This window comes from Novosphingobium chloroacetimidivorans (assembly GCF_014204535.1).
Lineage (GTDB): Bacteria > Pseudomonadota > Alphaproteobacteria > Sphingomonadales > Sphingomonadaceae > Novosphingobium > Novosphingobium chloroacetimidivorans.
In genome coordinates, this window is the sequence record NZ_JACHLR010000058.1 from 1 (window position 1) to 4,109 (window position 4,109).

Genomic DNA, 4,109 nt, shown 5'->3' on the forward strand with positions numbered 1-4,109 from the left:
ACCCATCGCTGCCTCCTTCGTGAGGCTGCCTATGAATCACACGATCGGATCAATGGGAATCCCCCTCCGATTCCGCCCATCATGAAAATGCTCTAACAATTGCGCCGAGCGCGCGATGCGCGGCATCGCCATCGGCCGCAAAGCCTGGCTCTTCGCCGGCTCCGACCGTGGCGGTTAGCGTGCTGCCTTCATGTTCAGCCTCATCACCGCCGCCAAGCTCAACGACGTCGCCCCGCAAGCCTAGCTTGCCGACGTCCTCACCCGCATCGCCGACATCCCGCAGCAGCGGTTGCACGAGCTGCTCCCGTGGAATTGGCAGGCTCTTCGCACACAGCTGCCAGTCGCCGCGTAATCGCGCACTCGGCAGCCCCAACCGGATTGCGGCTCAAGCCGCTGCGCTACTCATCGGATGCTTACGTACTAGCGGGGCTCAGCGACTTGAGATCTTCACAGGCGCGGGGCAAGCGCCGCGATTGGCCGCCTGAGGTAAAGGTCTCGATCGTCGGAGAGAGCTACTCGGGCCAAGAGTCCATCAGCGCTGTGGCGCGCAGGCATGCGATGTGCCTCTCACAGCTATTCACTTGGCGTCGTGAGCTACGCAAGCAGATGCAGGCTCAAGGGCTGGCATTGCCCGCCCCCTCGTCTAAAAAATCCGAATTGCTCCTGACCAATCGATCGACGCGCCATCGGCTGCTCTCCTGCTTGGAAAGCTCATAAGATCAGCGACCCTTGGCCATGTCTACGACCATCCGCGCACAGGTCGCCTAGGCTATAGATCGCGCCGCGACTACATCACCCAAACTCGTGAGGCCTCGTCAAGAAATTGGTGGGCCGCGACAACTTCGAGGCCATCAAATACATACTCGTCCCGCACTCGGACCTTCGATCTCTGCAGCGTCGGCCTTGCATTCGTTCGGGTGTTGTCCTGACGCGTGGCTTGTCGCCGTAATATAGCCGCATTTGCGCTGCTGCTTCAGACCTACCGCACTGTCTGCTATAGATGCGCTCACCGCCAGCTCGCTTTTCTCGGCATTTGGCGCGCGTTAGCTGCCTGAGCGCCGTCGCTAGCGACGTGCCATTCTTCGCGCCTATGCGACCGAAAACGCGTAACCTTACGTCAACCAGCAAAGAAAAGGCGTCCACACAGAGTACTGGCTCCGTTCACGTGATTGCAGCACTTGAAGCTTTATCCGCACTGGCGTTGGTTTCGAATGCCGCTGACGTCAGGACGTCCCAGCAGTCCCGTTCGGAACCAGCACTCCTTGAGCTACTTGCGCCATTCTGCGGTGAGGCGCTCCAGCAGCACGCTTGGCTTTCCCTTAAGGGGACCGGTGAGGCCGAACAGGTAGCGCGGATACATGACGAAGTTGCCGAGCGTCCAGAACGTAGCGGCGTACACGGCAGGACTAGCCTTGATCTTGGCGATGGCAGCCGAACGCACGGCATCGCACGAAGGGTCGGCGCTAAACGCCAACTCCCCGATGATGATCTTGTAGCCGTTTGCTTGGGCATGCCTCAGCACGGGATCAAGGCGACTGGCCGAGCCAGGTGCGCAGCGTACTTCTGTACCACTACCCCACTTATCGAAGTAAGTGTGAGCCTCAAAATAGGTGCGCTTCAGCGGATCTTTGAATCGGGCGACGTTTGGGCCTTGAACGCGATCCCATGTGTTCGCGGGCGAGTAGCCCGACCCCGCTACGGATAGCCAGTTCTCAACGCCGGCAGCCCGTAGCTCACTCACGACAGTCTGGGCGAACGGCCACCAATCAGCCCCGCGCTTATATGGCTCATTTTGGAGCCCGAGGATTACTTCAGCGGGTAGTGCCTTAGCGATTCTCGCCCATGCAGAGGCTAATGCTGTCGGATTTGCTTGCGCCCCGTAGCTATGATCGTCGAGCAGCGGGCGCATACCGGCGGCGCGAACATTAGACACAGCGGCTCTCAGCGCACCAAACTCGGCAGGGTCGAGAAAGCCCCTGGGCGCCACCCTGTCCATTTTGAACGGAATGCGTGCGACCTTGATGCCGCTCCAGGCGGCAAGCTCGATGTCCGCAGGCGTTGGGGCAACGTGTGACCAACCGAGCTTGCCACCGTTGCTGGCTTCAAGGCCAGATAGGTTGACGCCGAGCAGGGGCTTGGCTGCCACTGGAAATGCGTTCAGAGAGAGGAGCACTGCTAGTACGGCGCGCATTGTCAGACTCCAAAAGAAGACGTGGGCAACCGTCCTGTTAACGGAGATTCTCGTCGGGGCCACCTAGAAACGGTGCTCATTGAGCCCCTTTTTCTAGACCGTGATAGAACGCCACAAAGGAAAGAAAGTCGCGCAAGCGCTTCCAGACCGGACTTCTTCATCAAGCCCAAGGTGCGCGAGATTCGCCTCCGCAGCTGCGTCACTCTGAGACAGGCCCAAACGACAGCCTATATTAACAAAACCATTCTGTTAACAAACCGTGACTTGCGATGACAGCACTTAGACGAAGGCGTCGCGAGTGAGAGATTCAATGACGAGAGTTTTCTCTTATTTGCCGCAACCGCGGCCAGCCTGAGCGTGTGTGGCGTTGCCAATGCTGCTACTACCACGTCGGATAACTGCTCATAACCACGAACAAGGCGTTTGCATCTGGTCTTCTATCGAGGGTGCGCTCGACGACCCAGCGACTCGACAGGACTTTGAAGCCGGGATCTTTGTCGGTGCAGCGGACGATCTTTACTACGCGAAGCGCAGCACCGTCAGGATAACACGGGCCGTCACGCAAGCCGCCTAACCCACTGCATCTTCAAAGCCACTGCCGCTAGCGCGAGTAGATAACCCAACCGGCGAGATCGAGCACTCGAACCGCTCTTACGTCTGACTCTAACCTCTGGATGTTCTTCGCATTTTCAATGGCATGCGGCTCACGTACGTGCGCTCCGGCCGGGCACCATTGTTTACCGCGCAAGACCTCCACCTGATACATGCACTACCTCCAGGTCCGATGAGTGCACCGGGAGGGGTTGATGTCGAGTTAAGCCGCGTGGTCGGATGTGAGAGGTGCGCATCTCTTAAGCCGGTTCCGCTCCTGTGCGCACCGACCATGATCGGTCGACGCACTGCTGACTTAGTTTCTAACGCTTGGCAGCCCGTTCCGTGGTGCGGATTGGCTGAGGATCGTGCCTATCGAATCGTGATGAGCAGTCTGCTAAGCGTAAGCGCTGTTCTCCGGCCAAGGTGATCCGGGGCATGAGCTCGCTGACGCGATTAGTTATGTGACCCTTGGCGTCGTTCGAAGGCGTATCTGTCAGTCACTGGTGTGGGTTGACGCCGTTTAGCTTGCAGCACTCCAAAGCGCAGCCATCACGGCCCAGTCGTCGCGCGCTTACTAAGATCCGGCAAACAGGGCGTTCTTACGATTGACCGCGAGCCGACGGGTGGCGCACTCGACGGTGTTGTTGTCGAGCCGACGCGACTATTGTCAATGAAGAGCGACAGGCCCTCCCCGCACGTGAGCGCATAGCGGATCGCCTCACCGAGCTTGCTCTTGGCACTAATACCAAGCGCATTGATCAGAACCCAGGGGTCCATTGGCGCAGTCCGAGCGACATGATGCGCCAAGGCTGCTCGACGAGCTTGTTCCAGGCGAAGCAGCATTGGTCGACGATGTCATCGTACGATTGGAAGATGGCGCTCGACACCCAGTTGTCGCGCATGAACTGCCAGACGTTCTTGACTGGCTTCAGCTCCGGGCACCTCGGCGGCAGCGGCATTAGGGTGATGTTGGGCGGCACGACCAACTCTGCCGATCCTTGCCGCCCGGCCTGATCGAGCAGGAGGACGGCATGTGCGCCCGGGGCGACGTGCAAGGCGATCTCCTCAAGGTACATGCTCATCGCCTCGCTGTTGCAGCGGGGCATGACGATGCCGGCGGCCTCGCCTTCAGCGAGCCAGATCGCACCGAAAAACCATGCCGAGGATCGCCGCTGGTCCTTGGGTGCCGATGGTCGGGTGCCGCGCCTGACCCAGCGCCGGGTGAGCTTGTGACGTGACCCCCGAGTTTTCCTCCAAGCTTGATTAGAGTCCGGCCTGATGGAAGGACGGACGAATGAAGCGAGCAAGGTTCACAGAAGAGCAG

The 4,109-nt window shown here is 59.4% G+C and carries 2 protein-coding genes and 2 pseudogenes; 2 read left to right on the forward strand and 2 right to left on the reverse strand.

Translation table 11 applies throughout. The features are described 5' to 3' along the window. Nucleotides 1–91: 91 nt before the first annotated feature. Nucleotides 92–352 (forward strand): annotated as a pseudogene (locus HNO88_RS21610) (transposase domain-containing protein); the annotation flags it as partial. Further along, on the forward strand, nucleotides 307–717 hold the full coding sequence (locus HNO88_RS23170) for a transposase (RefSeq protein WP_376768806.1): 411 nt from the start codon (nucleotides 307–309) through the stop codon (nucleotides 715–717). The pseudogene HNO88_RS21610 and the gene HNO88_RS23170, both read left to right, overlap by 46 nt. Before the next feature lie 550 nt (nucleotides 718–1,267). On the opposite strand, the gene HNO88_RS21620 is transcribed toward HNO88_RS23170, so the two are convergent. Both HNO88_RS21620 and HNO88_RS21630 read right to left on the reverse strand, forming a co-directional pair. Continuing rightward, the gene (locus HNO88_RS21620; RefSeq protein WP_184250849.1) at nucleotides 1,268–2,191 is read right to left on the reverse strand and encodes a cellulase family glycosylhydrolase; all 924 of its coding nucleotides are present in this window, start codon (nucleotides 2,189–2,191) and stop codon (nucleotides 1,268–1,270) included. A 1,352-nt stretch (nucleotides 2,192–3,543) separates the two neighbouring features. Continuing rightward, nucleotides 3,544–4,008 (reverse strand): annotated as a pseudogene (locus HNO88_RS21630) (transposase); the annotation flags it as partial. Between the last annotated feature and the right edge of the window lie 101 nt (nucleotides 4,009–4,109).

Coding starts and splice junctions, on each gene's coding strand:
- HNO88_RS21620 (WP_184250849.1), bottom strand. CDS start 2,191: ATGCGCGCCGTACTAGCAGTGCTCCTCTCTCTGAACGCATTTCCAGTG.